This window comes from Actinoplanes sp. NPDC048988 (assembly GCF_043197815.1).
In the GTDB taxonomy this organism is placed as follows: Bacteria; Actinomycetota; Actinomycetes; order Mycobacteriales; family Micromonosporaceae; genus Actinoplanes.
Genome location: NZ_JBICTW010000032.1, coordinates 19,470 through 40,343, shown reverse-complemented (window position 1 = coordinate 40,343; position 20,874 = coordinate 19,470). Strand labels below are relative to the sequence as shown.

General features: G+C 70.7%; 21 protein-coding genes. 9 read left to right on the top strand and 12 right to left on the bottom strand.

All coding sequences use genetic code 11. The annotated features are described in order from the left end of the window. Positions 1-271, top strand: a 271-nt coding sequence (locus ACGFJ7_RS46435; RefSeq protein ID WP_360261516.1) for a hypothetical protein, incomplete at its 5' end; no start/stop codon positions are given. Positions 272-585: 314 nt separating this feature from the next. Here ACGFJ7_RS46435 and ACGFJ7_RS46430 read toward each other — a convergent pair. Together ACGFJ7_RS46430 and ACGFJ7_RS46425 are read right to left on the bottom strand one after the other, a co-directional pair. Beyond that, positions 586-1,410, bottom strand: a complete 825-nt coding sequence (locus tag ACGFJ7_RS46430) for an alpha/beta hydrolase (RefSeq protein WP_360261514.1) — start codon at positions 1,408-1,410, stop codon at positions 586-588. Positions 1,411-1,442: 32 nt separating this feature from the next. Further along, positions 1,443-2,144 carry an alpha/beta hydrolase gene (locus ACGFJ7_RS46425; protein ID WP_360261512.1) on the bottom strand — a complete coding sequence of 234 codons (702 nt, stop codon included), beginning with the start codon at positions 2,142-2,144 and terminating at the stop codon, positions 1,443-1,445. A 407-nt stretch (positions 2,145-2,551) separates the two neighbouring features. Here ACGFJ7_RS46425 and ACGFJ7_RS46420 point away from each other — a divergent pair, with 407 nt between their 5' ends. Continuing rightward, positions 2,552-3,058: a sigma-70 family RNA polymerase sigma factor gene (locus ACGFJ7_RS46420; protein ID WP_360261509.1), complete on the top strand. Its 507-nt coding sequence runs from the start codon at positions 2,552-2,554 to the stop codon at positions 3,056-3,058. Here the strand turns inward: ACGFJ7_RS46420 and ACGFJ7_RS46415 are convergent. From ACGFJ7_RS46415 to ACGFJ7_RS46400, 4 genes are all read right to left on the bottom strand, one after another. Beyond that, a complete protein-coding gene (locus ACGFJ7_RS46415; RefSeq protein WP_360261507.1) occupies positions 3,035-3,784 on the bottom strand; it encodes an alpha/beta hydrolase in 750 nt (249 codons plus the stop codon). The two genes, ACGFJ7_RS46420 and ACGFJ7_RS46415, sit on opposite strands and share 24 nt — an antisense overlap. 47 nt (positions 3,785-3,831) lie before the next feature. After that, positions 3,832-5,961 (bottom strand): AAA family ATPase, encoded by a 2,130-nt coding sequence (locus ACGFJ7_RS46410; protein WP_392648898.1) that lies wholly within the window; start codon positions 5,959-5,961, stop codon positions 3,832-3,834. Beyond that, on the bottom strand, positions 5,958-6,107 hold the full coding sequence (locus ACGFJ7_RS46405) for a hypothetical protein (RefSeq protein WP_360261502.1): 150 nt from the start codon (positions 6,105-6,107) through the stop codon (positions 5,958-5,960). The genes ACGFJ7_RS46410 and ACGFJ7_RS46405 overlap by 4 nt, the downstream gene beginning before the upstream one ends. 67 nt (positions 6,108-6,174) lie before the next feature. Then, complete coding sequence (locus ACGFJ7_RS46400) at positions 6,175-7,695, bottom strand: GMC family oxidoreductase N-terminal domain-containing protein (RefSeq protein ID WP_360261500.1); 1,521 nt, start codon at positions 7,693-7,695, stop codon at positions 6,175-6,177. A 105-nt stretch (positions 7,696-7,800) separates the two neighbouring features. On the opposite strand from ACGFJ7_RS46400, the gene ACGFJ7_RS46395 reads away from it, so the two are divergent. From ACGFJ7_RS46395 to ACGFJ7_RS46375, 5 genes are all read left to right on the top strand, one after another. Then, the gene (locus ACGFJ7_RS46395; RefSeq protein ID WP_392648894.1) at positions 7,801-8,628 is read left to right on the top strand and encodes a helix-turn-helix domain-containing protein; all 828 of its coding nucleotides are present in this window, start codon (positions 7,801-7,803) and stop codon (positions 8,626-8,628) included. A gap of 32 nt (positions 8,629-8,660) precedes the next feature. Then, positions 8,661-9,095 (top strand): FCD domain-containing protein, encoded by a 435-nt coding sequence (locus ACGFJ7_RS46390; RefSeq protein ID WP_392648891.1) that lies wholly within the window; start codon positions 8,661-8,663, stop codon positions 9,093-9,095. 12 nt (positions 9,096-9,107) lie between these two features. Next, positions 9,108-11,861: an AAA family ATPase gene (locus ACGFJ7_RS46385; RefSeq protein WP_392648888.1), complete on the top strand. Its 2,754-nt coding sequence runs from the start codon at positions 9,108-9,110 to the stop codon at positions 11,859-11,861. A gap of 148 nt (positions 11,862-12,009) precedes the next feature. Further along, on the top strand, positions 12,010-12,564 hold the full coding sequence (locus tag ACGFJ7_RS46380; RefSeq protein WP_360261489.1) for a sigma-70 family RNA polymerase sigma factor: 555 nt from the start codon (positions 12,010-12,012) through the stop codon (positions 12,562-12,564). A 21-nt stretch (positions 12,565-12,585) separates the two neighbouring features. Further along, entirely contained in the window at positions 12,586-12,879 is a 294-nt protein-coding gene (locus ACGFJ7_RS46375; protein ID WP_360261486.1) for a hypothetical protein, read from the top strand. Position 12,880: 1 nt separating this feature from the next. On the opposite strand, the gene ACGFJ7_RS46370 is transcribed toward ACGFJ7_RS46375, so the two are convergent. Continuing rightward, on the bottom strand, positions 12,881-13,555 hold the full coding sequence (locus ACGFJ7_RS46370) for a GntR family transcriptional regulator (protein WP_360261483.1): 675 nt from the start codon (positions 13,553-13,555) through the stop codon (positions 12,881-12,883). Positions 13,556-13,632: 77 nt separating this feature from the next. Next, positions 13,633-14,733, bottom strand: a complete 1,101-nt coding sequence (locus tag ACGFJ7_RS46365; protein ID WP_392648883.1) for an FAD-dependent monooxygenase — start codon at positions 14,731-14,733, stop codon at positions 13,633-13,635. Between the two features lie 206 nt (positions 14,734-14,939). Here ACGFJ7_RS46365 and ACGFJ7_RS46360 point away from each other — a divergent pair, with 206 nt between their 5' ends. Beyond that, positions 14,940-15,980 (top strand): class I SAM-dependent methyltransferase, encoded by a 1,041-nt coding sequence (locus ACGFJ7_RS46360; protein WP_360261477.1) that lies wholly within the window; start codon positions 14,940-14,942, stop codon positions 15,978-15,980. On the opposite strand, the gene wrbA is transcribed toward ACGFJ7_RS46360, so the two are convergent. The 4 genes from wrbA to ACGFJ7_RS46340 form a co-directional block, all read right to left on the bottom strand. After that, positions 15,970-16,593: an NAD(P)H:quinone oxidoreductase gene (gene wrbA, locus ACGFJ7_RS46355; RefSeq protein WP_360261474.1), complete on the bottom strand. Its 624-nt coding sequence runs from the start codon at positions 16,591-16,593 to the stop codon at positions 15,970-15,972. The two genes, ACGFJ7_RS46360 and wrbA, sit on opposite strands and share 11 nt — an antisense overlap. Before the next feature lie 130 nt (positions 16,594-16,723). Continuing rightward, positions 16,724-17,194: a MarR family winged helix-turn-helix transcriptional regulator gene (locus ACGFJ7_RS46350; RefSeq protein WP_392648879.1), complete on the bottom strand. Its 471-nt coding sequence runs from the start codon at positions 17,192-17,194 to the stop codon at positions 16,724-16,726. Between the two features lie 122 nt (positions 17,195-17,316). Further along, positions 17,317-17,796 carry a DUF6924 domain-containing protein gene (locus ACGFJ7_RS46345; protein ID WP_392648876.1) on the bottom strand — a complete coding sequence of 160 codons (480 nt, stop codon included), beginning with the start codon at positions 17,794-17,796 and terminating at the stop codon, positions 17,317-17,319. Next, positions 17,793-19,049, bottom strand: coding sequence for a M20 family metallopeptidase (locus ACGFJ7_RS46340; protein WP_392648874.1), 1,257 nt, complete (start codon positions 19,047-19,049; stop codon positions 17,793-17,795). The genes ACGFJ7_RS46345 and ACGFJ7_RS46340 overlap by 4 nt, the downstream gene beginning before the upstream one ends. 129 nt (positions 19,050-19,178) lie before the next feature. On the opposite strand from ACGFJ7_RS46340, the gene ACGFJ7_RS46335 reads away from it, so the two are divergent. Beyond that, positions 19,179-20,699: a M1 family metallopeptidase gene (locus ACGFJ7_RS46335; protein ID WP_360261462.1), complete on the top strand. Its 1,521-nt coding sequence runs from the start codon at positions 19,179-19,181 to the stop codon at positions 20,697-20,699. Positions 20,700-20,874 lie beyond the last annotated feature (175 nt).

The following is a 20,874-nucleotide window of genomic DNA, read 5'->3' as shown; positions in this document are numbered from 1 at the left end:
TCTCACTCAACCCCACCGGCTGACCCGCACCAGCCAGCAACAACGCCAAAATCAAACGCTGCTGCCGCGCACCCAGATCAACCTCAACCCCGCCCCGCCACACCCGCACCGGCCCAAGCACGCCGAAAGAGAAAGAATTGTCGTCACCATTGGTCAAAGGCACGAGCTCACCCCCCACGTGCACCAGAGCCCTTCGACCGAAAACATGCCCAGGCCCCTCGAAGACTTCCTGATCATGCGCGCGAACAACGCTTGCCGGCATTCCATGTGACTGCGGTGTAACTGAAAGTCATCACTGAACGAATCATCCATTGTCGATAGAGCGACCGATCGTGCTTTCTGGAAGACTACACCTAAAGGTGATCTATCGATAACTGGACGACACCGATGTCCGGATCTGACGCACGTACCCGCCGGGATATCAATGCTGCCCTGAGTGAGAGTCAATCGCCGCAGCCAGCAAATATCTCACACAAGACCGGACGAGAAGGATTTGAACATAAAGAACATGAGCTATGCGGGCCGGAGCCCGCCCGGCCGGCCTCGCTGTGCGCGGCAGGGCCGACCGGGCAACCGTCCTTCCGCTCAGCGCGTGGTCGCGCGGGCGGCTTCGGTGATCAGCCGGGCCACCGCGTCCGGCTCGGAGACGGTGACCGCGTGCGAGGCGTTGATCTCGACCGTGCGCGACTTGGCCCGCTTGGCCATGAACCGCATCGAGTCGGCCGGGATGGCCAGATCCTGCTTCGTGATCATGAACCAGGACCGGATCGACTTCCACGCCGTCCGGGTGGCCTTCTCATCCAGCGCCGCACTCGTGATCGGCCGCTGCGTCGCCGCCATCAGCGCCGCCTGACCACGCGGCACATCGGCCGCGAACACCCGCCGGAACTGGTCCTGCTTGATGTAGAGGTCCGTGCCCGGCCCGGCGCCCGGCACCGTCACCGGCACCTCGTTCAGCGCCTCGCCGAGCTGCCCGCCCGGGAACTTCGCCGCCAGATCCGAGGTGCTTTCGCCCTTCTCCGGCGCGAAACTGGCGATGTAGACCAGCGCCTTGACGTCCTTGTCACCGTCGGCGGCCTCGCTCATCACCGACCCGCCGTACGAATGGCCGGCCAGGACGATCGGCCCCTTGACGCTGGCGAGTACGGTACGCAGGTACTGGGCGTCCGAGTGCAGCCCTCGCAGCGGGTTCGCGGCCGCCACCACCGGATAACCGTCGTGCAGCAGGTCGGCGACCACACCGTTCCAGCTCGACGAGTCGGCGAACGCCCCGTGCACCAGCACGACCGTCGGCTTCTTCCACGCATGTCCCGACCCCGACGCCGACGCCGCGCCGGCCGATCCGGCGACAAGCGCCGCGATCGCGACGCTCGCGGTGACGGCCGTCTTCTTCGAGAAACGAAGCTTCATGAGAGTGGTCCTTTCAGAGATGGAGAGAGAACTCAGACCGCGGCCGCGGCCCGGAGGATGAAATCGGCCACGGCCTGCGGCTGTGACACCGGCAGGGCGTGCGAGGCGCCGGCGATCTCCACCGACTCCTGGGCGTTGGCCCGCTCGGCCATGAAACGGAAGGTCTCCAGCGGGATGGCGCGGTCGAGCTCCGGCGAGATGAACCAGGACGGAATGGTCTTCCACGCCGGCTCGCCGGACGCCTCGTTGAGCGCCACGCTGTTGAACGGCCGCTGCGTCGCCGCATCGAGCGTGGCCTGCTCGGCCGGGAGGTCAGCGGCGAAATGGTCGTGGTAACAGTCGGGGTCCACGTAGACATCGGCCGTGCCGTCGCTGCGCGGAACCTCGTACAGGTGCTCGCCGAGCGTGGCGCCGGGAAACTTGGTGAGCAGGTCGGGCGTCGTCTCGCCCTTGTCGGGGGCGAGTGCGGCCACGTAGACCAGGGCCTTCACGTTGTCGGCGCCGACCGCGGCGTTCGACACCACGGCCCCGCCGTACGAATGCCCGACCAGCACGACCGGGCCGTCGATGGTGGCCAGCAGGTCGGACACCGAGGCGGCATCGCCTGACAAGCTCCGCAGCGGGTTGCCCGGCGCGATGGTGTGGTGCCCGGCCGCCCGCAGCCGGCTGATGACACCGTTCCAGCTGGCCGACTCGGCGAAGGCGCCGTGGACAAGGACGATGGTTGGCTTCATGATCACTCCCTCGAAGCTGGTATCGGCGCGTCCTGGATCGAAGCGCGCTGCCGACATCCACCATCGGCTCTCGGCCCGCCGGCCGAATCAGTCATTCGCCTCCGCCTGGCGTGCGGCCGAGCGGCCGCTCGGCCGATCGGCTCACCGCTGCTCGACCAGCGGTGGGCCGATCCCGGCACGTGAGCTCCACGCGGGCGTGGCCAGCGGCACAGATCCTTTAAGTCATTCGACAGATACGCCGTGAGCGGCGACTTCGCCCGTACGTCCACAGGAGACGGAGCCGGTGCCCTCGTTCGGAGGAAACCGTGAAAGATCCCCTTCCCGATGCCGCACCACGTTTCAAGCCGCGAGACCGATGTCACTCGGGCATCACAAATTTGTCACTGCGCCTTTTCTAAGTTGGGTGGATGTCCCGTCCGGAGAACTCGACCGACACCGAAGCCCGGATGCGCGAGCTGGTGTACCAGCACTGCGAGCCGCTGACCGATCTCGCCGCGGCGATCACCCACGACGGCGACGCCGAAGATCTGGTCCAGGAGACGATGCTGCGCGCCTGGCGCCACCTCAACGCTGTCCCGGCCGGCGAACAGGCCGGTCGACGATGGCTGCACACGGTCGCCCGCCACGTGGCCATTGACGCGTCCCGCCGGCGGCAGGCCCGGCCGGTCGAGGTGGCGGCGACGGCCGAGCCGGTCGCGCTCGAGGACCGGACGGCGGCCGCGGCCATCGCCAACGTGACGCTGCGCGAGGCCGTGGCCGGGCTGAGCCAGGCTCACCGCGACGTGCTGCTCGCCCTTGCCGTGGAGAACCGGGCACCGCGGGAGGTGGCCGAGCGCCTCGGCATACCGATCGGCACGGTCCGCTCCCGCTTGCACTATGCCCTGCGGGCGCTACGCGACCAGGTTGGCCACTGAGCCGGCCGACAGCAGCCGCGCCAGCTCGGCCGGATGCTCCAGATGCGGAAGGTGGCCACCCGGTAGCACCGTGACGGCGACCGCCGGCAGCGCCGCGCGCAACCATTCGACATAGGGAGCCGGCGGCTCGGCGGCGGTGACCCAGCGATAGCCGATGCCACGCTCGGCGATCGCCCGCAGATCAGCCTCCCGGTCGGCCCGGATCTGCTGGTCCGCGCCCTGCAGGATTTCGGCCCAGTAACCCAGTAGGAGGTCGGGCCGCGGATCGGTGGCGGTCTCGGCGAGGCGCCGGGCCTCTCCGTGGAGTTTGTCGATGCCCATTCCGGCCAGCATCCGCTCCCACACCGCGCGCCAGCCCGGGCCCCGGAGCTCCGGTTCCGCCGCGCGCACGATGCCCCCGAAGGGGCCGGGCAGCAGGATCTGATCAAGGTTGACGACGTCGCGGACCGGGTAGCGGGCGGCGTAGACGGTGGCGATCACTCCACCGACCGAGTGGCCCACGACGGTGGGCGGCCCGGGCAGAGCCGCCGCCTCGATCTGGCCGTGCAGCACCTCGGCGACCTCCTCGGGCCGGTACGACGCCCGGCGCTCGGCGGCGCCGTGGCCCGGCAGGTCGAGGGCGAGAACCTGGCGGTCGGGATCCAGGGCAGCCAGCTCCCGGCGCAGCGGCTCCCAGTGCCGCCGGTCGAAGCTCAGCCCGTGCAGGAGAACGAGGGGAGATGTCATGCCCCTACGGCGTAACCGGGCCGGGAACATTCTGTTCGTGGCCGGGGTCACAATTGCCAGCGGGCCGGCCCACCGGTGGCCGGCTCGTACCGGAAGAAGCTGCCGGTCCGTACCGACGCCCGCAGGTGGGCGGCGGCGATCGGGACCAGCGGCTCGAGCCGGGTCAGCACCGTCCGAAGCGCGCGTGTCGCGTTGACCCGCGCGCGCTCCGCCTCGGCGTTGTGCCGGCGGGTGCGGCCGCCGAGTCCCGCGGCCCGCCGCAGCTCGTCCACCAGGGCCTGCCGTTCGGCGACGAGCCTGGTCGCCCGGTCCACGTCGCCGGCGCGGTCGGCGTCCTCCAGCCGGCCGGCCAGCTCGTCGAGCCGCTTGCGGTACGCGGCCCTGGCCGCGGTGTCGAGCACCGGCTCGGGCGGGGTCAGCGCGAGTCCGGCGCCCCCGGCCACGAGGTCCAGGGCGGCGATCTCCCGTCCCGGGGCGGCCAGCAGCGTCCGCAGATAGTGCAGTCCGCGCACATCACGGAGGCGGGCGTGCTCCCGGCCCGCCTCGAGGACCCAGTCGCCGTCGTCGCGCACCAGGCGCCACGCGCCGGTGACGGGCGCCGCCGGCTCCAGGCCGGCGCGGGCCGCGCGGGTGGCCGCCAGCCACGGCAGCGCCCCGAGCCGCGCCTCCAGCTCGATCGCCTTGTCGAGATGTGCCCGGGCCTGCGCGGGACGGCCGAGCCGGGCGGCGAGCCGGCCGAGATAGTCGTCGACCGGCCCGGTGACGGTGTTCGCCCCGCCCCAGATCACGAGGCGACCGGCATAGGGCAGCAGCGCGTCGTAGAGGGCCTGGGTGGCGGCGGGGGTACCGCCGAGCGACGCGACCAGCGCGAGGTCGGCCACGGCGCCGATCCAGCGGGGACCGGCCCCGGCCAGCACCGCCGGCACCAGCCGTTCGACCTCGAGCAGCGCCTCGGTGACCTGCCCGGACTCGGCCAGCGCCCGAGCCGCTGTCACCTCGAAGAAGTGTCCGGGCAGTCGCCGCGCGAGCGCCCACAATGGCTCTACCTGGCCCGCCGCCTCGCCCCGGAGCAACGCCAAACGGCCCCGCAGCGAGGCGGTCAACCGGCCGGTGTCGGCCAGCCCGGCCCGCTGCCCGGCCACGGTCACCTCGGCGGTGAGCGTCTCGGCGAGATCGAGGCGGCCACGGATCAGCGCCAGCACCGCCTGCCGGGACAGCGCGACAGCCATTGCCTCCGGATCACCGTCGCGCTCCCCGGCTCGCGCGTACGCCACCAGCGCGGCTTCCGCCGCGTCGAGGTCGGCCAGCTCGACCAGGGCGACGAATCGCCAGAACAGGCCCCGGCGCTCGAGACCCGCGTCGCCCGCCCGCCGGGACAGGCCGACTATCTCGGACGCGGTGGCCAGCCGTTCATGGGCCGCCGCCGGGTCCCACAACGCGTGCAGCCGCCCGTCCAGCACCTCGGCCAGGGTCCGTGAGTCGCCGGCGGATCGGGCCAGCCGCACCGCCTCGTCGGCCAGCTCCCGTCGCCGCGCCGCCGCCGACGGGTCGCCCAGCAACTCCCCGGCCAGCCGCGCCAGCACCCGGGCCCGGACGGCCGGCGGGAGCACCCGCGACGCGGCGTCCTCCAGCAGCCGGATCAGGGCCGTGTCGACGGCGAGGAACTCACCTCGGGACGGGGCCGCTAGGACGATCCGCACCACCGCGTCCTCGCCCGAGCCGGGCGGTAGGCCCGCCGCGAGGTCGAGGGCCGGACCGGGCCATCCCGCGGTGAGCAACCACACCGCGTGGACCGTCTCGGGCGATTGTTCGGGCAGCAGGGCCGCCAGCTCGGCCTCGGGCAGCGGGGTGAGGTGGAGATGCCGGCCGGCTGTCCCGGCCGTGCCGGCGGTGACCAGCACGGCGGCGCCACCAAGAACCAGCTGGTCGACACGCTCCGAACCGCCGGCCGGGCCGAGGCCGTCGAGGATCACCAGCCGAGGGCCCGCACCACCGGCCTCGGGTGACCGGCTCACAGGCAGTCCGCGCCGGCGGGCGAGCTCGGCCGCGGCGTCGGCCAGTGCCGTCTTGCCGGAGCCGGAGGGGCCCACGACAGTCAGGCGGTCTCCCGCTCCGGCGACCGTGCGGTCCAGCAGCCGGCGTACGGCGGCCAGCTCACGACTGCGTCCGATCATCATGCGTCAGGCGCGCCCAGCCGCCTCGGGTGACCGATGACCCGCGCGGTCGCGATCTGGTCGGGCTTGTAGTGCCGGTAGCCGGTGAACGGGTCCACCGCCGCCGGATCCGGCCGCCCGGCCTCGTGATAGCGGCGCAGTGTCCGCATGCTCAGGTGACTGAGTGGGGAACTCGCCGATACTCAAGCCGTTTCGCACCGTCACAGTGTCCCTCGATCAGACGTGCGCGGAGCGGATCATGTCAGCGGCCTTTTCACCGATCATGATGGTGGCCGGGTTGGTGTTGACGCAGACGATGCGGGGCATCACCGACGCGTCGGCCACCCGCAGCCCGTCGACGCCCTGGACACGCAGGTCCGGGGTGACCACCGCGTCGGCCCCGTCGCCCATGGCGCAGGTGCCGACCGGGTGATAGTAGGTGCCGGTGCCCCGGCTCAGATATTCGCGCAGCCCGGCGCGCTCGCGAACGTCCGGCCCGGGCAGCACCTCGCGGCCGCGCCATCCGTCGAACGGCGCGGTGGCGGCGATCGTCCGGGCCACCTCGAGGCCCTCGACGAGGCGGCGGACGTCGCTCTCCTCGGCCAGATAGTTCGGGTCGATCAGCGGCGCCACGTCGGGATCGGCTGATGCCAGCCGGATCGTGCCCCGCGAATCGGGCACGGTGGCGACGCCGAACGTGAAGCTGTTCGCCGGCGCCAGCAGGGCGGGCCGGTGGAACGGCGCCTCGATGAACATGATCTGCGTGTCCGGACCGGGCAGCGCGCTGTCACTGCGCCAGAGCATCGACGTCTCGGCGTGGTTGGTGCGAGCCGCGGGGATCGGCTGCGACGCCTCGAAGACCAGGCTGGCCAGCGGGTGGTCGTGCAGGTTGCGGCCGACCCCCGGCAGGTGCTGCGCCACCGGGATGCCCAGCCGGGCGAGGTCGGCCGCGTCGCCGATGCCCGAGTACATGAGCAACCGCGGCGAGTCGACCGCGCCGGCGCTGACGACGACCTCGTAGTCAGCGTAGGCCGAAGTGACCTCGCCCTCCCGCGCGAAGATCACGCCGACGCAGCGGCCACGCTGGATGATCAGCCGGTGCGCGCGGGCCCCGGTCAGGATGGTCAGATTGGGCCGGTCGGCGGCCACCGGGTGCAGATAGGCAGCCGCCGTGCTCTGCCGCAGACCCCCGGTGATCGACAGGTCGTGCCAGCCCACGCCCTCGGCCACAGCGCCGTTGAAATCCTCGGTACGCGGATATCCGGCCGCGACAGCCGCGTCGACGAAGACCTGAGAGAGCGGGTTGGGGTCGGCCGCGATCGCCGGCCGCATCGGGCCGCTGTCTCCGCGGTAGGCCGGATCGCCGCCCTCGACAGTTTCGATTCGGCGGAAGTACGGCAGCACCGAGGCGAAGTCCCAGCCGTCGGCGCCCTGCTTGGCCCAGCCGTCGAAGTCCGCGGCGTGCCCGCGGAGGAAGACCATGGCGTTGATGCTGCTGGAGCCGCCGAGGGTGTGTCCTCTCGGCCAGTCGTGTCGTTCGTCGCCGGTGCCGCTCTGTGGGACGGTGACATAGCCGTAGTCGACCGCGCTACCCCACAGCGCGGGCCAGGCCGGCGGAACCGAGATCTCGGGCAAGGTGTCGGCCGGACCCGACTCGAGCAGGAGAACCCGTACGCGCGGATCCTCGGACAGCCGGGAGGCGACGACCGCGCCGGCCGAGCCGGCACCGACCACGATGAAATCATAGTTATCTGCCATGCCGACCACGGTTGCTCGGCTCCGGCACAGGTGATTGACCATTTCCGCCCCGGCGTTTGACCGTCGGCGTCTGAACTTCGGTGGTGCCGACGCGTAAAGCTAGGCGTGACCTCACCGCCCGGCGCTGCTCTCGGCACCCTGTTGGCCTCCCGAGTCAGTGGGAGTCCGCAGACTCTGCGGCGCACGCCGCCCGTCCGGCGCGGGCCGAACGACCGCCTCAAGCTGTGTATGCAGCAGGACGGGAGCACCACGGTCAGTCAGGACGGTCACCAGGTGCGCATCGGGCCGGGACAGATGGCGCTCTATGACACCGGCCGGCCCTACACTCTGCGGCTGGAGGGCCAGTGGTCGTGCGTTGTGCTCGCCTTCCCGCGCCATGTCCTGTCCCTGCCGGACAACGTCGTCCGGCAGGCGATGCGGCACGCGCATTCGTTCGACGCGGGGCCGGGGGCCGTGCTGGCCGGTTTCATCGCCGCCGCGATGGCTCAGCGAACGACCATCGGCGCCTCGGCCGGACGTCTCGGCGAGGCCGCGTTCCACCTCATCGCCGGTGCGCTCCGGATCACGGACCCGGACCGCGAGGAGGCCGCTACGGACGGGCGGCGGCTCCAGGTGCTGCGGTACGTCCGTGAGCACCTGCCGGAGCCGGATCTGACCCACGACGGGATCGCGGCCGCCCACCGGATGGCTCCCCGCAGCCTGCACCGGCTCTTCGAGGACGAGCCGCACACGGTCACGGAGTACATCCGGTTGCGGCGCCTGGAGGCGGTGCTGCACGACCTGGCCGATCCGTTGCTGAGTCATCTGAGCATCGCCCGCATCGCGGCCCGATGGTGCTTCACCAGCCAGGCCCACTTCACCCGAGCGTTCCAGGCTCGCTACGGCGTGCCGCCGTCGGCGGTCCGCCCAGGCGCCTCGACGCGCGCGGCTTGACATTCTCTCGCTACCGTTATGCAATATATTGCATGTCCTTTGCTCGCGTGGCGCTGGCGGTGACCACAGCCATGCACGAGCTCGCCGTCCGCGAGGCCGTCCCCCTGCTCACCGTCGCCGACTTCCAAGCCATGCGGCAGGCGAACACACGCTTCGCCGCCGCCGTGGAGACCGGCGACGCCGAGGCGGCGATCCGCGCCGACGAGGAATTCCACGCGATCACGGTCACCGCGTCGGGCAATGCCGCCCTGCGCACAGTGCTCGAGCAGTTCACGCCCCCGCTCCTGCGGGCCGCGCGGCTCCGGTTCTCGTCACCGAGCGGGCACGATGCGGTCGTTCAGCACAGCCACATGATCGAACGGGGTGAGTCCGGCGACGTCGACGCCGCCGTGGCCGCCACCCGCGCCCACTGGCAGGAACTGGCGCCCCTGCTGGGCCGGCCCCTCGCGGGGCCGGCCACGACCTGATCGGAGCCGGTGGTGGAGGACCTGTTCGGACGCGAGGTGGAGCTGGCGCGCATCGACCGCTTCATCGCATCGGCGCGGCAGGACGGTGACGTGCGCCTGGTGCGCGGCGAGCCCGGTGTCGGGAAATCGGCGTTGCTGGCGGCCGCGGCCCACCGGGCCCACGCCGCCGGTCTCCGCGTGCTGCGCGCGTCGGGCTCCGAGTTCGAGGCGGAGGTCAGCTACTCGCTACTCAATCAGCTGCTGTTGCCGTTGTCGTCCGAGATAGCGCGACTTCCGCCCGCGTACCGCGATGCCCTCGTCGTCGCCCTGGGCCTCGGGTCCGGCCCCGCTCCGCAGACGTTGCTGGTGGGCAACGCCACCCTGTCGCTGCTGACCGCCGTGGCTCGCAAGGCGCCCCTCCTGCTGGTCGTCGACGACATCCAGTGGGCCGACCGGCTCAGCGCTGTCGTGCTCGGCTTCGTCGCGAGGCGGGTCAAGGCATCGCCGATCGGTGTCATCGCCTCGTCCCGCATCGGCACGGAAAGCTTCCTCGATCGGCGCGGCCTCACCGAGGTCACGGTCGAGCCGCTCGCGCGGGAGGCCAGCGCACGGCTGGTGGACGCCCGGTTCCCCACCATGGCTCCCCACGCCCGGGAGCGGCTGCTCGAGCTCGCTCAGGGCAACCCGCTGGCTCTCGTCGAGCTGCCCGCCACCGTGGCCACGTCCACGGAGCAGTTTCTCGAGCAGTCAGCGGTGGTTCCGCTGAGCGAGCGCCTGCAGAAGGTGTTCGCCCTGCGCGTCGCGGGTCTGCCTGACGCCACCCGCCTGCTGCTGCTGCTCGCTACTTTCGAGGGCAGCGGCGACGTGGGTGTCCTGCGCGGCTTGACCGACCTCACCGACCTGGCACCGGCCGAGCGAGCCGGGCTGGTAAGAGTCGACGACTGCACCGGCGTGCTGGTCTTCCGCCACCCGCTCATCCAGTCGGCGATCGTCGCGACCTCGACCCATGAGGAACGCCGCGGCGCCCACCTGGCCATCGCCTCCGGGCTGACCAGCGATCCCGAGCGCCGGGCCTGGCATCTGGCGGCCGCCACGGCCGGACCCGACGAGTCGGTGGCGGCGCAGCTCGAGGAGGCCTCCCGCCGAGTGCTCCAGCGCGGTGACGTCCTGGCGGCGATCGCCGCGCTGGTCAGGGCCGCGGAGCTGAGCGCCACCACCGAGAACCGGGCTCGGCGGCTGGCCGAGGCCGCGTACATGGGAGCGGAGGCCGGCGGCGTCAGCGACGCGACCACGTTGCTGGCCGACGCCCAGGCGACCAGCCCCAACTCGGCCGGGTCGCTGCACGCGGCGAACGCGGCGGCACTGTTGATGGTCAACGGCGACGGGGACGTGCACACCGCGCACCGGCTGCTCGCCGGGGCGATCGAGTCCGGCGAGCACGGCTGGCGGGCCGACGACGCGGCCCTCGACGAGGCTTTGCACACCCTGCTCCTGCTCTCCTGGTATGCGGGCAGCGCCGAGCTCTGGGCCGTGTTCCACCGGGCCGTAGCACGGTTGACGCCGGCACCGCCCCTGCTGCTCTCGGTGCTCAGCCGGACCTTTCCCGACCCGGTTCGCACCGGCGCGGCCGCCGGGCGCGACCTGGAGACCCTGCTGTCCACCCTGGACACCGAGGAGGATCTGACCCGCGTCATGCGGATCGGCACGGCCTCGGTCTACCTCGACCGGCTCGGTGACAACCGGGAGCATTCCTGGCGGCTGGTACGCCAGGGCCGTGACGGTGGGGCACCTCGACGGCACCTCAGCGCGATCATGCACCTGTGCCTCGACGACTACCTCACCGGTCGCTGGGACGAGGCCACCGAGCTGGCGCACGAGGCCCAGAAGGTCTGCTCCGTCAGCAACCTTCCGTTCCTGAACTGGTACTTCGCCTACAACCGAGCCATCGTGGCGGCGGGCCGGGGCCGGACCGACGAGGCGTTCAAACTCGCCGACGAGATCACCCACTGGGCACTGCCGCGCGGTGTCGCCGGCGCGGTGGCCATCGCCCATCACCCCCGCACGCTCGCCGCGGCCGCCGACGGTGACTTCGAGGCCGCCTACCAGCACGCCACGGCGGTCAGCCCCGCCGGCGTGCTCGCGCCGCACGTGCCGATCAGCACCTGGGTGATGTTCGACCTGGTCGAGGCCGCCCTGCGTACCGGCCGATCGGACGAGGCCCGGGCGCACGCCGAAGCCATGCGCTCGGCTCAGGTCGCCATGATCTCCCCGCGTATGCGGCTGATCCAGCACGGCGTCGACGCGCTGGTCCTGGACGGCGAGGAGGCCGCGGTCCGCCTGGAGGAGACGCTCGACGATCCGGCCTGCGAACGCTGGCTCTTCGAGTCCTCCCGCATCCGGCTTGCCTTCGCCGAAAAGCTGCGGCGGCGCAAGGAGTTCTCGCGCGCCCGTGGGCATCTCGCCGTCGCTCATGACGGTTTTGCCGCGATGGGCGCGGATCCGTGGGTGGCCCGCACGCTCACCGAATTGCGGGCGACCGGATTCCGGGCGGACGCCGACGAGCAACCGCCGGCCGCGCTGACCGCGCAGGAATTCGAGATAGCGAGCCTGGCCGCCTCGGGTCTGACCAACAAACAGATCGCCGAGCGCCTTTATCTTTCGCATCGCACGGTCGGCGCGCACCTCTACCGAATCTTCCCCAAACTGGGCATATCGACACGGGCGGGCCTGCGCGACGCACTGTCCGGCCAAAATGTGCATCGTCCCCCCCAACCAATTCTTGACTAATAGCTGACAGCCCATAAGCTGGTCGCAAGCACACTTCAAATGGTCACCGAATTCCTATCCACATCGGCGTAACAAGTCTTTAAGTAGGATTTCACAGCCCTCCTCGTACGCTTTTCTGGAACCTGCCGAATTGCTACGGGGATGAGCTATGACAACCGCGACCAACGTCATCGACCGCAAATTCACCGTCGCTGCCAGGCCCGGCCGGGCCGAGGTCCAGATGCGGGACATCGTCCGCGACAATGGCGCTCCCCTGCTGCACTTTCTGCGAGGGCTGCTCTCACCGGGCGCCGCGCACACCGCCGAGGATCTGGTGCAGGAGACCCTGCTCCGGGCGTGGCGCAGCCTGGACGCCGTACCGGTCGAGCCCGAGTCGCAGCGGCGCTGGCTGTTCACGGTGGCTCGCCGGCTGGCCATCGACGCGTACCGCAAGCGGCAGTCGCGGCCCGTGGAGGTCGGCCTGATCGACAGCGAGCCGGCCGCGGCCGGCAGCGAGGCGGCCGAGACGGTGATCGCGACGATGACCCTGCGCCACGCGATCGGCCGGCTCAGCGTCGCGCACCGGTCGGTGCTTCTGGAGCTGTACTTCGAGGGCCACACCCTCGACGAGACCGCGACCCGCCTCGGGGTCCCGGTCGGCACGGTCAAGTCCCGCGCCCACTACGCCATGCAGCAGCTGCGCAGCGCGCTGATGGAGGGCTGACCCCGGAGCAAGGGAGCGAAAGTGGAACAGAGCCAGCACACTGCGACGGACCACGAGTTCCGGCGATTCCTCGAAAGCCTGGACGGGCGGCTCCCGGCCGAGTTCGTCGCGGGCCTGAGGGCCAGAATGGCCGGCGGTCACGTGGCGGAGGTGGCCCACGCGGTCGTCTTCGCCGCCGTCGCCGGGCCCACCGCCCTGAGCGACGCCGAGATCGACCTGCTGATCGCCACCCTCGCCGGGGCGGACGAGGATGCCACGATGACACAGGCCATCCCGCGATCCGGCCTGACCGACGCCGGCCGCCGCCCCTCCTGAGTCACTCCGCCCGGTCGCCCGTCTCGAGGTCGAAGACCTGCTCGAGACTCATCCAGTTGTCACGGGCGGCCGCCGCCGCGCCTTCGGCGTCGCCCGCCTCGCACAAGGTGATGATGCGGGCGTGCAGGGCCACCGAGGCCCGGCCGTCGAGCGACGAGAACCGCAGCCGCTCCAGTCGCCTCAGCATGGGGGTGAACTGGTCGACCACCGAGCGGAGCACCGGGTTGGCCGAGGCTGTCACCGCGATGCCGTGGAACTCGTCGTCCGCGGCGATGGCGGCATCGACGTCGTGCGCCTGCAACGCCTCAGCGAAACGGGCATTGGCCGTACGCATCGCCTCGATCTCATCGGCCGACAAGCGGGGCACCGCCTCGCGGACAGCCAGCTCGTGCATTGCCGCGGTCACCGTCTGAGCGGCCCGCGCGGCCCGCCCGTCCAGCGGGCTCACCATCGTGTAACGACCGGGCTTGGTCTGCACCAGCCCGGCTTCCTCAAGCCGGGCCAACGCTTCGCGCACCGGGGTGCGGCTCACTCCGAGCCACTGCGCCAGCTCGACGTCGTTGAGCCGCTCCCCGGGAGCGAGCGTGCCGTCGACTATGGCGTCACGGATCGACTGGTAAGCGTTGTCCCGTAACAGCGATCGCGGGATCACACCCACACGAGGAGGCACCGGCATGCAATATATTTCACACCCGCGATCAGCGGTCGTCAACGAGGGAAACACCACCCAGCGTCACCGGTGCGGGCCTCGGTTCACGGGCGGGCGAGCAACCGCTTGTGGTTGGACCGGAAGATGCCCTCGGCGAAATGCCGGAACACCACCCGGCGAACGAAGGCCGGCATGTGCCGGGCCTGATCGCGCCGCCGGTTCTGCGCCAGGACGAAACGCAGACGATCGGCTCGGCGCTCCCGATACGCCGCGAGCAGAGCCGGGACGGTCTCCCGGCCCCGGGCCTCGGCCAAGGTCTCGGCCAAGACGATCGCGTCCTCGGCGGCCATGGCGGTGGCCTGCGACATGCTCGGCGAGCAGGCATGCGCCGCGTCACCGATCAGCACGGCCCTGGGGTGGGTCCGGTCGAACGCGTTGACCTCGTACAACGGGGCGAAATGGGCCTCGCCGGCGTAGTCGAGCAAGCCACCCGTGGCGAAGTCGTCGAACACCGCACGCCAGTCGTCCGGCTGCCCCCCAGGACTCGCGCTGTCCATCGCCGCCGAGCAGTACACCTGCCCATCGCCCACCGGCACGATAAGGAACGTCCGGCCCCGGTCACCCAGCATCACCGTCCAGGTGTGCTCGGGCAGGCCGGCCGAGGGTGCCAGGAATCGCCAGGTCACCTGGCCCAGGAACCGCGGCTCGGCCTCCGGGAAGGCATAGAGGCGGACGGCCGAATGAATGCCGTCGGCCCCGATCACCAGGTCATATCGGCTCTGCTGTCCATCACCGAAAGTCACGGTCCCGTCGCGGTCTACTTCGCGGACGGCGACGCCGAACCGGACCTGGGTCTCACCGACCGCCTCGAGCAGCAGGCTGTGCAGGTCGGCTCGGCGCATCGCCACACAGTCGCCGGTCTCGCCCCAGATCGCGCTGACCGGCAACTCGGCCAGCACCCGGCCCCGCTCGTCCTCGAGCTGCTGCCGGTGGATCGGGTGGGAACGCTCGCCAAGTTGCTCCCCCAGGCCGAGGTCGCGAAGCGCCCGCACCGCGTTGCCGGGGAGATAGAGGCCGGCCCCGGTGATCCTCGGTACCGCATCACGCTCGACCACGTCGGCATCGATCCCGCGCCGAGCTAGCGCGTGCTTGGCGGCCAGCCCGGCGATGCCGGCGCCCGCGATGAGGATTCTCAGCGCTGTCATCAACTCTCCTGCTTCTTCGATCGCAACACCGGAGTGGACGCGGACCGTCCGATCGGGTTCAAGCAAGCCGTTGTCTTGTGAGGCAGCACCCACTCGCGGCCTCCGCGGTGCAAAACCTCACAGAGATCGACATGAGAGTCGGCGACGGTTGCGCGTCAGCACGGTTGAGAAGTTCTTTCGACCAACGGCACGGAGATGCGGAAGAGATGACCGACCGGGCAACGTCCGAACAACGTTTCGCCGACGCCGTACAGGCGGCGACCGAGGTCGAGCGGTGGGCGACCGGCGCGCATGCTCTCGCCCTGCTCACCGCGGTTCATCAGTGGGGCTGGACTCGATACTTGAGCACACCGCGCGAGATCGAGCGGCTGGCCGAGTTCACCGGGCTGCCGCGCACGCGGCTCGAGGACGTCCTCGAAGCGCTCAAGGAGCACGGCGTCGTCGAGCGGAACGGCTCGAGTGTGTGCCTGAGCCCGCTCTTCGCGGCCCTGGCGGCCGAGGACGCCTGGCTGGCCCTGCCCGACGTACTGGACCATGCGGAGACGAACCGGCGCCTGATCCATGGGGCGGTCCAGGCGACGGCCGCCGCGCTCCTGGCCGGCGACGCCCTGGTCGCCGCCCGGGCCGCGGGCGGCCGGGCGACCACGGTCACCAGTGGGTTGTACGAGCAGTTGCTGGCGGACCTGCCGGAGTGGACCGCATCGCTGCGGGAGGCGCGACTTCTCGATGTCGGATGCGGCGTCGCCACCTCCGCGATCACGGTGAGCTCGGCCTTCCCCGGGCTGCGCACTACGGCGATCGAGGTCGTGCCCGAGGTTGCCGCGGAGGCACGACGGCGGGTGAACCAGCACGGCCTCACCGACCGGATCGACGTCCGCTGCGTGGACGCCCGGGACCTCGCCGAGGACACCGAGTTCGACAGCGCCTTCTGGGCGCAGCAGTTCTTCCCGGAGCGGACCCGGGCCGCGACACTGGCGATGATCCGGCGGGCCCTGCGGCCGGGTGGGCTGCTGATCGTCCCCGAGGAGGACGCCGGCTCCCAGGACATGGATCAGCGGTCCCGATCCCTGCGAAAGCTCCTTCGCGGCCAGCGGCACGCTCCGCTCGACCGCAGCGCAACCCAGCTCGCGGCCGAGGCCCAGGCGGCCGGCTTCGCACTGGTGCGGGTGGCGCCGACCAGCTTCGGGAGTTTCGTGCTCCTGCGCCGTCCCGCCGACCCCTCGAAGGTCAACTCGGTCAGGCGGTGAGTCCCTGTTTCAGGGTCGCCGCGATCCGCACGACCCGCTCGGCCTGGTGACGCGCCGCGTTGCGCGTGTCGTCGCCGATCTCGCCGAGGGAGGGCCCGGGCTCGGCGTGGTGTGAGGTGCCGTACGGGTTGCCGTCGACGAACTTAACCGGATCGGTGTAGCCCGGCGGCACGATGATGCCGCCGAAGTGGTAAATGCTGTTGTAGATGGCCAGCAGCGTCGACTCGTGCCCGCCGTGCCGGGTGCCGGTCGAGGTGAAGGCGCTGTAGACCTTGTCGGCCAGGCCGCCCGAGAGCCACAGCGGCGACAGCGTGTCGATGAACTGCTTGAGCTGGGCGGCAACGTTGCCGAATCGGGTCGGCGAGCCGAAGATGACGGCATCGGCCCAGTTCACATCGTCGAGCGACGGGGCCGGAATCTCGGCGGTGGCCGCGTGGTGACTGGCCCAGCGCTCGTTGGCGTCGAGCGCGGCCGGGGGCGCGAGCTCGGCGGCCTTGCGAACCCGGACCTCGGCGCCGGCCACTGCGGCCGCCTTGGCCACCTCGTCGGCGATCGCGGTGCCGGTGCCGGTCGACGAGTAATAGATGACGGCGAGCTTCACAGGGTCGGACATGTCGGTGGTCCTCTCGGAGACGAGGTTCGGCGACGTCACCATGACGAGGCCGCCCCTCAACCGTAGGCAAATCTAGGTGACGCGTCACCTATTAGTGGCGGGTACCACGCCCGCCGAACTTCGGCGCTTTCTACTCGTCGAAAGGCTCGGACTGGAGGTTCTCGAGCACCGTCTCGGTCAGGGCGGCCAGAGTGTCGAGCTGGCGCGGGGTGACCACATCGAAGAAGAGCTGCCGCACATGGAGCACGTGCAGGGGAAGCGCCCGGTCGATCACGGCTCGCCCCTGACCGGTCAGGGCGATGTCCGTACCCCGGCCGTCCTCGGCACTGGTCCGGCGTTCGACCAGGTCACGACGGACCATGCGGGAAATCTGATGGATCAGCCGGGTCTTCTCCCAGCGGAGGGTCTCGATCAGCTCATACACCCGCATCGGCCGGTCGGGGGTGATCCGCAGCGCGCTGAGAATCGAGAAATCGGCCAGTGAGATCCCGGCCTCGCTGGTCAGCTGACGGTTGATGTGGCGCCTCAGGTCCTCCTGCATGGTCAGCAAACCGCCCCATGCGCGGAGCTCGCGCTCGCTCAACCTCTCCGGCCTTGTCACCACCCCATGCTAGTCACGGCGCCAATGGTGACGGGTCACCTTTCCGGGACGTTCTCTTTCCTGGTAAAGCCCATCCTCTGATGGGCCCTACGAGGCAAGAGATCATCAGCTCACCAGCGATGTCAATCGGGAAAACCCCGGAAGACGCCGTCGGGCGAGCCGGCTGCGGTCTCGGCGAACTCGGCGAAGCTCATGTTCCCGAGCCCGACGTTGACGCTCACCTGGTAAGCCTCCCGCGGGGCGGACCGGAACTCCCGGCCGTACCCGAAGGTCTCGCCGCCCGGCCCGGTCGTGGCGACGACCAAAAGCAGGTGCTCGTCGCCGGTCACGGCCTCGGTGTCGGCTATCACCACCACGCCGAGGTACTGCGACAGATATTCGTCACCGCGGACCACGTCGCGTATCTCGTCCGGGCCGGCGCCGGACCAGGAAGGGTCGTCGACGATGAAGTTCTCCGGGTCCTCGCCGTCCCAGTCCTCCGGCGCCTTGGCCAGCTCACCGAGGACGGCGAGCCATCCCTCGTCGTCGGAGTAGTCGGTACGGACCACGACACTGGCATAACGCTCGATCGCCTCGTTGACGGCGGGCGGGAAGGCACTCATGCCATGACCGACGTGGCCTCCGCCCCCGGGTTCACCGGCGCGGCGAGGCGCGTCAGCGCACGCCGGGCGAGCTCGGCCAGGACGAACGAGGCGTCGGCGAGCACCGAGTCGTCGAAGACGGCCTGCGGGCTGTGGTTGCTCGGGGCAGTCGCCGGGTCGTCAGCGGCCGCCGCCCCCAGGAACAGGAAGCAGCCCGGAACCTCGTTCAGGACGCGCGAGAAGTCCTCCGCGGCGGCGACCGGCGCCTCCAGCGGGTCGAACCGGTCGGCGCCGAGGACGTCGCGCACCACGCCCGCGGCGAACTCGTACTCCGTCGCGTCGTTGACGGTCACCGGATATCCGTCGTCGAAACTGACTTCGGCAGTCATCCCGAACGACGCGGCGAGGCCCTCGCACAGTCGGGCGATCTCGGTCCGGATCCGCCCGCGGTTCTGCTCCGAGAAGGTACGGACGGTGCCGCTGAGCTCGACCCGCTCCGCGATGATGTTCGAGAAGGCGCCGCCCTCGACCGACGTGACGGTGACCACGACCGGGTCGAACGGGTCGAACCGGCGGGTGATCAGTGTCTGGATCCCCGTGATCATCTGCGCCGCGACCGGCATCGGATCGTTGGCCGCGTGCGGCCGCGAGGCGTGCCCGCCCTTGCCTTTCACCGTCACGCGCAGCGAGTCGGTGGCGCCCATGATGGTGCCGGGCTTGCTGCGGAACACCCCTCGGGGGGTCTCGTACGAGCGCACGTGCAATCCGTACGCCGCCCGTACCCGTTGACCGGCGGCGTCCAGCACCCCTTCGGCAACCATGTGGCCCGCCCCGTCCCAGCCCTCCTCGCCCGGCTGGAACATGAAGACCACGTCGCCGGCCAGCATGTCGCGGTGCTCGGCCAGCGTGTGGGCGGCGCCGACGAGCGCGGCGGTGTGCAGGTCGTGGCCGCAGGCGTGCATGACGCCGGGCGTACGGCTCGCGTAGTCCAGGCCAGTGGACTCGGTCAGGGCGAGCGCGTCCATGTCGGCGCGCAGCAGGACGGCCGGGCCCGGCCGGCCGCCGCGCAGGACCGCCGTGACCGACGTCAGCGCCTCACCCCGGGAGATCTCCAGGTCCAGGCCCTCGAGCGCCTCCAGCACGGCTGTCTGGGTGCGGGGCAGGTGAAGGCCGCGCTCGGGGTGGGCGTGCAGGTCCCGGCGCAGCCGCACCAGGTCCGGCTGGAGTCGTCCGGCGGTCTTTCGCATGTCGCCGGCGGCCGGGATGTCGTACATGTGGTCCCTCCCTTGTCTCACCGCCGGACCGGCGGTCACACCGGCTAGTACGCGGTCGAAGCCCGGAAGTTCGCTCCGGGTACACCGGACCGGGATGAACGTGGCCCGGTCCGACCCGTTTGGACAGTCATGAGAGATATTCCCGCCCTGCGCCGCCTGCTGACGGCCGGGCTCGTCCTGACCGTCGGCGTCACCGCCGCGCCGGCTGCCTCGTTCGCCTGGCCGGGCGCCCCCACTCCGGGCTCGGCCGGTCTCGGCGATCGCCTCTTCCCCACCCTGGGCAACGGCGGGTACGACGTCCGGGACTACGACCTGAAGCTGAGCTACCCGGCGAAGAACCCGGCGCAGACCGTCACCGGTGACGTCAGCATCACCGCCGTCGCCACCCAGAATCTCTCCCGCTTCAATCTCGACTTCGCCGGCCAGGGCCCGGCGCGGGTCGAGGTGAACGGGAAGCCGGCCCGCTTCTCCCGCACCGGGGAGGAACTGGTCATCATGCCGCGAACCGCTCTCAAGGCGGGCCGCGCCTTCACCGTCACGGTCAAGGGCTTCAAGGCCACACCCGAAGCGGCGGATCCCGAGGCGCTGTACGGATTCACGATCACGCCGGACGGCACCGCTCTGATCTCCCAGCCGGCCGCCGCGCACCAGGTGTTCCCGAGCAACGACCACCCCAGCGACAAGGCCCGCTTCACGGTCACCACCGACGTTCCGTCCGGCTGGACCGGTGTCGCCAGCGGCGTCCGGACGTTCAGCCGCAGCGGCGGCGGTCGCACGGTCACGACGTTCCGGCAGGAGCAGCCGATGGCCACCGAGCTGCTTCAGGTCGCGGTCGGCGATTTCGTCGTGCGTGACCGGGCGCCGGTCGGCCCGGTGCGCGTCCGGGACGTGGTGCCGCGCCGCCTGGCCGATCAGCAGCTGCCCAAGTTCGACGCCGAACGCGAGCAGATCCGCTGGATGGAGCAGAAGGTCGGCCCGTATCCGTTCGACGCGTACGGATCCCTGATGGTCGACGTGGCGGGCGACACCGCGCTGGAGACCCAGACCCTGTCCCTCTACGACGCCTCGACCACCGCGGCGCCGCCGGCCAGTCTCGAGCCCACCATGGCCCACGAGCTCGCGCACCAATGGTTCGGCAACAGCGTCGCCAAGGCCACCTGGAGCGATCTGTGGCTGAGCGAGGGACACGCGACGTGGTACGAGCTGCTCTGGGCCGAGCGCATCGGCTCCCTGGAGGAGCACACCGGCTTCCCGACGCGTGAGGAGTTGTTCCGCCAGCTCTACGCGCTGAGTGACAGCTGGCGGGCCGAGAACGGGCCGGTGGCCCGGCCGAAGTCGGCCCAGGAGCTGTCCGACCTGTTCAACATCAACGTCTATCTCGGTGGCGCGCTGACCCTCTACGCCCTGCGACAGAAGGTCGGTGCCGCCGCCTTCGAGCGCCTGCAGCGTGACTGGGTCACCGCGTACCGCGGGAAGTCGGCCTCCACCGCCGACTTCATCGCGCTGGCGTCACGATCGACCGGCCGCGACCTCAAGCCGTTCCTGACGTCCTGGTTGTACGGCACGGTGACGCCGCCGATGCCGGGCCACCCCGACTGGACGACGACCGGCAGCAGCACCGCGGCCGCGACCCTGCGCCTGCACAAGTAGGTCATCCGGGGTGGCGGCTCGCCGATGAGCCGCCACCGCCGGGGTCACGCGGCCGGCCGCGGCTCGAGCACGAAGTCGTACGTCGCGATCGAGCCGTCCCCGGTGTCCTCGACCGGCGTCTCAGTGACGGAGGTCTCCCCCTGGCGATTGTGCTGAGGCGGGTCTCGTACGTCTG

Excerpts from the sequence above, each read along its gene's own strand:
- ACGFJ7_RS46400 (WP_360261500.1), bottom strand. The coding sequence starts at position 7,695 with ATGGCAGATAACTATGATTTCATCGTGGTCGGTGCCGGCTCGGCCGGC.
- ACGFJ7_RS46340 (WP_392648874.1), bottom strand. The coding sequence starts at position 19,049 with ATGTACGACATCCCGGCCGCCGGCGACATGCGAAAGACCGCCGGACGA.
- ACGFJ7_RS46370 (WP_360261483.1), bottom strand. The coding sequence starts at position 13,555 with ATGCCGGTGCCTCCTCGTGTGGGTGTGATCCCGCGATCGCTGTTACGG.
- ACGFJ7_RS46425 (WP_360261512.1), bottom strand. The coding sequence starts at position 2,144 with ATGAAGCCAACCATCGTCCTTGTCCACGGCGCCTTCGCCGAGTCGGCC.
- ACGFJ7_RS46380 (WP_360261489.1), top strand. The coding sequence starts at position 12,010 with ATGACAACCGCGACCAACGTCATCGACCGCAAATTCACCGTCGCTGCC.
- ACGFJ7_RS46335 (WP_360261462.1), top strand. The coding sequence starts at position 19,179 with ATGAGAGATATTCCCGCCCTGCGCCGCCTGCTGACGGCCGGGCTCGTC.
- ACGFJ7_RS46360 (WP_360261477.1), top strand. The coding sequence starts at position 14,940 with ATGACCGACCGGGCAACGTCCGAACAACGTTTCGCCGACGCCGTACAG.
- ACGFJ7_RS46390 (WP_392648891.1), top strand. The coding sequence starts at position 8,661 with ATGTCCTTTGCTCGCGTGGCGCTGGCGGTGACCACAGCCATGCACGAG.
- ACGFJ7_RS46420 (WP_360261509.1), top strand. The coding sequence starts at position 2,552 with ATGTCCCGTCCGGAGAACTCGACCGACACCGAAGCCCGGATGCGCGAG.
- ACGFJ7_RS46415 (WP_360261507.1), bottom strand. The coding sequence starts at position 3,784 with ATGACATCTCCCCTCGTTCTCCTGCACGGGCTGAGCTTCGACCGGCGG.
- wrbA (WP_360261474.1), bottom strand. The coding sequence starts at position 16,593 with ATGTCCGACCCTGTGAAGCTCGCCGTCATCTATTACTCGTCGACCGGC.
- ACGFJ7_RS46365 (WP_392648883.1), bottom strand. The coding sequence starts at position 14,733 with ATGACAGCGCTGAGAATCCTCATCGCGGGCGCCGGCATCGCCGGGCTG.
- ACGFJ7_RS46405 (WP_360261502.1), bottom strand. The coding sequence starts at position 6,107 with ATGCGGACACTGCGCCGCTATCACGAGGCCGGGCGGCCGGATCCGGCG.
- ACGFJ7_RS46410 (WP_392648898.1), bottom strand. The coding sequence starts at position 5,961 with ATGATGATCGGACGCAGTCGTGAGCTGGCCGCCGTACGCCGGCTGCTG.
- ACGFJ7_RS46430 (WP_360261514.1), bottom strand. The coding sequence starts at position 1,410 with ATGAAGCTTCGTTTCTCGAAGAAGACGGCCGTCACCGCGAGCGTCGCG.
- ACGFJ7_RS46345 (WP_392648876.1), bottom strand. The coding sequence starts at position 17,796 with ATGAGTGCCTTCCCGCCCGCCGTCAACGAGGCGATCGAGCGTTATGCC.